Source organism: Herbaspirillum lusitanum P6-12 (genome assembly GCF_000256565.1).
In the GTDB taxonomy this organism is placed as follows: Bacteria; Pseudomonadota; Gammaproteobacteria; order Burkholderiales; family Burkholderiaceae_D; genus Herbaspirillum; species Herbaspirillum lusitanum.
On record NZ_AJHH01000802.1, the window covers coordinates 1 to 4,724 of the forward strand.

Sequence of the window (4,724 nt, forward strand, 5' to 3'; positions counted from 1 at the left end):
TGCGCTGGCCGGACAAGGCGTGGCCCTGGCGCGTTCGTCGCTGGTGGTGCGCGAGTTGCAGCAAGGTCGTCTGGTCGCACCGGTGTCGCTGAGCCTGCCGCTTGCGCAGGCCTATTGGCTGGTCCATCCGCAGAAAGGGGAAACCGCGGGCAATATCGCCGCCTTCTCCAACTGGTTGCTGCAGGAATGCGAAGCGGACCGGCAGTTCTGGAGTGGCGTCATCGGCTGAACTGGCGAGATCGGCGTCGGTTTGCGAAAATTATTGTTGTATCGTCAGCACAGCGTATTTCTACCAGTCTCTTGCATCCCGGCAAATCCAATCTCAACGTGCTCCGCAAAGCCTTGCGGAGTATGGAACACAGCGGCAGCGAGACGCGCCGTTTCCACAGGCCTATAAGGTATTCCCTTATATCGCGGCCGGTCCGGTTTATCTAAAATCGTTTCAACATACCGCAGAAGATGTGATCATGAGATCACGATCGGTAAAGGCGGCCCCCACGCCAGAAATGGACAAAAACAATGAGCCAGAATATCGAGCAGTTTGCCTCCCACGTGTATCACGACCGCAACTTCAATTGCGATACGGCAAAAATTCTTCCCGGCGAGTATTACCACACGCATCACGACATGATGATCGTCACGGTGCTGGGATCATGTGTATCGGCCTGCATCCGCGACCGTGTCAGCGGCATCGGCGGGATGAACCATTTCATGCTGCCTGACGGCGGCAACGACGCCGACAGCCCGATTTCCTCGTCGATGCGCTACGGCACCTACGCCATGGAAATCCTGATCAATGAAATCTTGAAGTCCGGCGCCAAGCGCGAAAATCTGGAGTCGAAGGTGTTCGGCGGCGGCGCCGTGCTGCGCGGCTTCAACGCCATCAACGTGGGTGAACGCAACGCCGCCTTCGTCCGCACGTACCTGCGCACCGAAGGCATCCGCGTGGTCGCCGAAGACCTCAACGACATCTGGCCGCGCAAGGTGCACTACTTCCCGCGTTCGGGCAAGGTGCTGGTCAAGAAGCTGAAGTCGACCGACGCCGCAACGGAAATGAAGGAACGCGATTACGCCGGCAAACTCGCAAAGAAACCTGTAGGCGGCGAAATCGATCTGTTCTGAAACCTGTCCACGATCTTACTGCGAGGCCATGATCCGGCGCCGATCAGTGCTCGACACCGGCTGATGGCTTCTCGCTACAGATCGTGAACAGGTTTGGTCAGTATTTTTCTTCTACGCGCGGCAGGCGTTGCGCCGGGTCGTAGAAGAACGTCTCTTCGGCGATGCGTTCGCCTTCCCAGCGCTGGTAGGCCAGCTCTTCCATGTTCGTGACGGTGCCGTCCAGCCATTCGAAACGAAAAATCCAGCGCACCACCACCTTGTCGCCCTCGACGAATACCGGGCGCACGCATTTCGATTTCAACGACTTCACACGCGCCATGACCTTGCGTTCATTGGCGACGTGGGCGTCGCGGCCGAAACGCGGCGGCTCGGTATTTTCCTGCATGGTCGAATCTTCGGTATAAAACTCTTCCACCGCCTCGATGTGCGCGTTGGCTTCGACGCGGGCGATGAATTTTTCCAGGGTTTCCTTGGTAGGCATGGCGGTCTCCTCAGTGTGTTCGGTGTGTACTGCTCAACGCCTATTTTGCCTGCACCGGCGGCACGCAGCGCGCGCGGATTTCATTATTTTTATCTTGCTGCCACCAGCTGTCGGCCTGTTCCTGGCCGGCCTGGCGCAACGCCACGCGGACCGCTGCGGCCGGTTGCAGGTTCAGGCGCATGCCGTGTTCGCTCATGCGGGTGTAGTTGTCCTGGATGCGACTCTTGACGGTGGCCCAGCTGGCCTCATTGGTCTGCTTCGCCGCTTGCGTCAGCGTGCTCTGCTGCGCCGGCGTCAGCTTGTTCCAGGCTTCGTTGTTGATGACCGTGTAGCTCAGCGGGATGGCGTAGCTGATTGCGGTGAAATTGGGCAGGTAATCCCACAGGCGATTGCCGGCGCCGCCGTCGCCTGACGACAGTACGGCGTTGAGTTCGCCGGAAGTTAGCTTGGCGCCGACGGCCGAGAACGGCAGGTTGACGCTTTGCGCACCGACGCGCTGGAAGACGCCGCGGCTGTTGTCGTCATAGGTGCGGATGCTGAGCGCCTTGACGTCGCCGACCCAGGCCACCGGTTTGGCCGACCAGATGCCGGATGGCGGCCACGGCGTGGCGTACAGCAAGCGCATGTTGAGCGCCGCCAGATGGCGTTCCAGTTCGGGACGGGTACAGGTAAACAGGTTTTGCGCCTGCTCGAAATCGTCGACCACGAACGGCAGCGAAGACAGCAGGAAGAACGAATCGGCGCCGCCCAGGATGCCGGCGAACAGGGTGCCGATTTCGGCTTTGCCGTCGCGCACGGCGCTGACCTGGTCCTTGCCCTTGTAGGGATTGGCGGCTTCCTGCAGGGTTGCCACGACGACGTCGCCGCCCGACAGCTTGTTCACGGCGGCGGCGAATTGCAGGTCGGCGCTGGCGGTGACGGACGTCGCCGGATATTCATTGATCAGGCGCAGCGAGGCGGTTTGCGCGAAGGCCGGCGCGGCGGCCAGCAGCGTTGCGGCAATGGCGGCGAATGCCGTGCGGCGAAGAGTGAAAAATCCAGCAATGTTCATGGCGTTCCCTGAGATGTAGTTATGTTGTTGAAGCAAATCAATGCAGGTTCAGCGCGCCGCCTGTTGCAAGGCAAGCCACTGTTGCGTTGACGGCCGTTGCCACTGGCGCGCAGCGTAGTCGGACAGCTTGGACGGTAGCGCGTCGCCATGCAGCGCGAGGCGGTTGAGCATGACGGCGAGGTCGAGGTCGGCGATGCTCCAGGTGCCGAACAGGTGTTCTGCGCCTTCGCTCAGCCAGATGTCGGCGGCGGCGATCAGCTTGTTGGCGGCGAACTGGCCGGCGGTCGACAGCGGCGCGCGCTTTTCGCCGAGGAACACCACTTCGGTCGGACGTTCCTGCCGGATCGGCATCAGGTCGCTGCGTAGCCAGGCCTGGATTTCGCGCGCCTTGGCTTTGTGCTGGAGGGCGGCGGGATACAACGAGACATGGCCGGGCGCGGGGAAACGCTCTTCCAGATACTCGGCGATTGCAGACGATTCCGACAGGTGGAAATCGCCATCGCCCAATGTCGGTACCCGGCGCGTCTGCGAGCATTGCGCGTATTGCGGCAGATGATTGTGCTGCAGCGTCAGGTCGACGGTGTGCAGCGTGAAGTCGATGTGTTTTTCGGTCAGCGCAACGAAGGCCGACATGGCGTAAGGGCTGATGAATTGCGCGTCGACGTACAGCGCGAAGGGCGACTGGCTCAAACGAATTCTCCTGCGATGGTTTATTGCGTATGCATTTGCGGGCAAAAATCACGGGCCCCGCAGACAATCCACTGCACGTTGTGCGCGGCGCTTGCTCCTTGCGGGCCCCGACGGATCAGCCTTCGGTCAATTCGGCCTCATGCAGCATGTCGACACCCGGCAGGGCGCACGACAACACCGCCTTGCGCACGGCATCGATGGCGGTGTGGCGCGTGAAGCTCTTGCGCCAGGCGATGACCACGCGGCGCGACGGCACCGGCATGGTGAACGGCACATAGCGCACGGTGCCGTCCTTGGTGTGCATGTCGGTTACCGAGGCGCGCGGCAGCACGGTGATGCCGATTCCGGAGGCGACCATGTGGCGGATGGTTTCCAGCGACGAGCCTTCGAAGGTGCGCGCGATGCCGTCGCCGGCAGTCGAGAAGCGCGACATTTCGGGGCAGACTTCCAGCACCTGGTCGCGGAAGCAATGGCCGTTGCCGAGCAGCAGCATGGTTTCGGTCTTGAGATCCTGCGCGGTGATCTCCTTGCGCTCGGCCCACTTGTGGTTCCTGGGCAGCGCAATGACGAATTCTTCATCGTACAGCGGTTGCACGATCAGGCCGTGCTCGGGGAACGGCAGCGCCATGATGGCGGCGTCCAGTTCGCCCTGGCGCAGCAATTCGATCAGGCGCGTGGTGAAATTCTCTTGCAGGATCAGCGGCATCTGCGGCACGGTCTCGATCATGGTCTTGACCAGCGAGGGCAGCAGATAGGGGCCGATGGTGTAGATGATGCCCAGGCGCAGCGGGCCGGACAGCGGGTCCTTGTTCTGGCTGGCGATTTCCTTGATGGCGGCGGTCTGTTCCAGCACGCGTTCGGCTTGGGCGACGATCTGGGCGCCGAGCGGCGTGACGGATACTTCGGTGCCGCCGCGTTCGAAGATGACCACGCCGAGCTCATCTTCCAGTTTCTTGATGGCGACCGACAAGGTCGGCTGCGCCACGAAACAGGCTTCGGCGGCATGACCGAAATGCTTTTGCCGGGCGACGGCGACGATGTATTTGAGTTCGGTGAGTGTCATACGATTTCTGCGAGCTGGTATCCGCAGACTATAGCTCATTTGCGGGCCGCATGCAGGGTAGGCGCCGCGTGCTAAAGTTGCCGCCAATGACAGAGGCAATCATGGGATTTGCAGGGATGAAATCGGGTAACAAAGAAGATCACAAACAAGGCAATGACGCAGGTAAGGCAGCCGCCTTGGCATTGCTGGCGATGGCTGTCTGGATGGGAATACCCGGACCGGCGCACGCCGTCACAGGTGATGTCGCCGCCGGCAAGGCGGCCTTCGCCAAATGCGCCAGTTGTCATCAGATCGGACCGTCGGCGCGCGCCCGGCGC

Annotated in this window: 6 protein-coding genes and 1 pseudogene; 3 read left to right on the forward strand and 4 right to left on the reverse strand. The window is 61.3% G+C overall.

Annotated features, from left to right (window positions below; translation table 11 throughout):
• Both HLUSI_RS30770 and cheD read left to right on the forward strand, forming a co-directional pair.
• The coding region (locus HLUSI_RS30770) for a LysR substrate-binding domain-containing protein (RefSeq protein ID WP_040503924.1) at positions 1–229 on the forward strand (229 nt) is incomplete at its 5' end.
• 290 nt (positions 230–519) lie between these two features.
• On the forward strand, positions 520–1,122 hold the full coding sequence (gene cheD, locus HLUSI_RS0125745) for a chemoreceptor glutamine deamidase CheD (protein ID WP_016836662.1): 603 nt from the start codon (positions 520–522) through the stop codon (positions 1,120–1,122).
• 97 nt (positions 1,123–1,219) lie between these two features.
• Here cheD and HLUSI_RS0125750 read toward each other — a convergent pair whose 3' ends face one another.
• The 4 genes from HLUSI_RS0125750 to HLUSI_RS0125765 all read right to left on the reverse strand — a co-directional run bounded on the left by HLUSI_RS0125750 (position 1,220) and on the right by HLUSI_RS0125765 (position 4,407).
• Positions 1,220–1,603 (reverse strand): nuclear transport factor 2 family protein, encoded by a 384-nt coding sequence (locus tag HLUSI_RS0125750; RefSeq protein WP_016836663.1) that lies wholly within the window; start codon positions 1,601–1,603, stop codon positions 1,220–1,222.
• A 40-nt stretch (positions 1,604–1,643) separates the two neighbouring features.
• Complete coding sequence (gene dctP, locus HLUSI_RS0125755; protein ID WP_016836664.1) at positions 1,644–2,654, reverse strand: TRAP transporter substrate-binding protein DctP; 1,011 nt, start codon at positions 2,652–2,654, stop codon at positions 1,644–1,646.
• A 48-nt stretch (positions 2,655–2,702) separates the two neighbouring features.
• Complete coding sequence (yfcF, locus tag HLUSI_RS0125760; protein ID WP_016836665.1) at positions 2,703–3,344, reverse strand: glutathione transferase; 642 nt, start codon at positions 3,342–3,344, stop codon at positions 2,703–2,705.
• A 115-nt stretch (positions 3,345–3,459) separates the two neighbouring features.
• Entirely contained in the window at positions 3,460–4,407 is a 948-nt protein-coding gene (locus tag HLUSI_RS0125765) for a LysR substrate-binding domain-containing protein (protein WP_016836666.1), read from the reverse strand.
• A gap of 68 nt (positions 4,408–4,475) precedes the next feature.
• On the opposite strand from HLUSI_RS0125765, the pseudogene HLUSI_RS34570 reads away from it, so the two are divergent.
• A pseudogene (locus tag HLUSI_RS34570) lies at positions 4,476–4,724 on the forward strand (hypothetical protein); the annotation flags it as partial.